Source organism: Mesorhizobium sp. P5_C1, assembly GCF_054049815.1.
The window spans coordinates 1-1,217 of record NZ_JBFULQ010001010.1; the positions used below are offsets into that span (position 1 = coordinate 1).

The following is a 1,217-nucleotide window of genomic DNA, read 5'->3' on the forward strand; positions in this document are numbered from 1 at the left end:
GGCTTCTCCCAGGGCATTGGACGTATTCGATCCATGACGCTTACCGCGAGCGATCTGCGCAAGAGTTACGGCCAGACACGTGCCGTGGATGGCGTGTCGGTGGTGCTTCTGCCTGGTATGGTTCACGCCATCGTCGGCGAAAACGGAGCTGGCAAATCGACGACCCTGCGGATGCTCGCCGGTGCCGAACGGCCTGACAGCGGCGTGATGACGCTGGACGAAGCACGATATGCCCCACAGAGTGTCAGCGGTGCGGCGGCCCTTGGCGTGTCGCTTGTTTACCAGGAAATCACGATCAACCGGTCGTTGTCGGTTGCTGAAAACATCTTTATCGATCGCCTGCGAAGGTTCGCCGGTCGCCTCGGTCTCATCGATCGCAGACGTATGGAATCGGCGGCGCAAGCGATCCTCGAGCGGATCGGCGCGCAAATACCAGTCTCTGCAGACACAGGCCGCCTCAATCTCGGCGAGCTGAAATGCATCGAGATCGCCCGAGCTCTATCTACAAATCCGAAAATTCTCCTCCTCGACGAATCCACCGCCTATCTGGATCACCGCGAGGTTCAGGCGGTCCTTGGCGTCATCAACGAACTCAAGGTTCAGGGGATGACCGTAGCTTTCGTTTCTCATCATCTCGACGAGGTGCTTGCCGTCGCCGATGGACTGACGATCCTGAAGGATGGGCAATATGTCGGAACATATCGTACAGCCGAGATCGAGCCCAATGAGATTCATCGCCGCATGGTGGGACGCGACCTCGCGAAAGGTATCTATCCGTCTCGTCTGACGGCAGACCCAAGCAAGCCCGCGCGGGGCCCTGTTGTCTTCCAAGCCTGCGACGTGGCCGTTGGGCGCGAACTCAACGGCGTCAGCCTGGATGTTCATGCCGGCGAAATCCTCGGCCTTGCCGGATTGAAAGGCGCTGGCGCCGAAGCGCTGTTCGCAGCCATTTGCGGCGACCTGCCTTTAGGCCACGGCACGATGAGGCTTGCGGATGTTCCATTCGCGCCATCGAGCCCGACTGATGCTTGGCGGCAGGGCGTAGCCCATCTGCCCGGCGACCGTCACAATGAAGGGCTGATCGCTGAGTTCAGTGTCCTCGACAATCTGGTGATGGTCCGCCCGCCCCGGCATGGGCCATTCTTCGACCGCCCCGCTGCCATCGCCATTGCGGCCGATCTCATCACTCGGATCGGAATCAAGACGCAGAGCATCGA

Annotated in this window: 1 protein-coding gene; it reads left to right on the plus strand. The window is 60.3% G+C overall.

The annotated features are described in order from the left end of the window. Positions 1-33: 33 nt before the first annotated feature. Positions 34-1,217 (plus strand): ATP-binding cassette domain-containing protein (locus ACXJ7R_RS33460; RefSeq protein ID WP_457155528.1); only part of this gene is annotated, 1,184 nt, incomplete at its 3' end.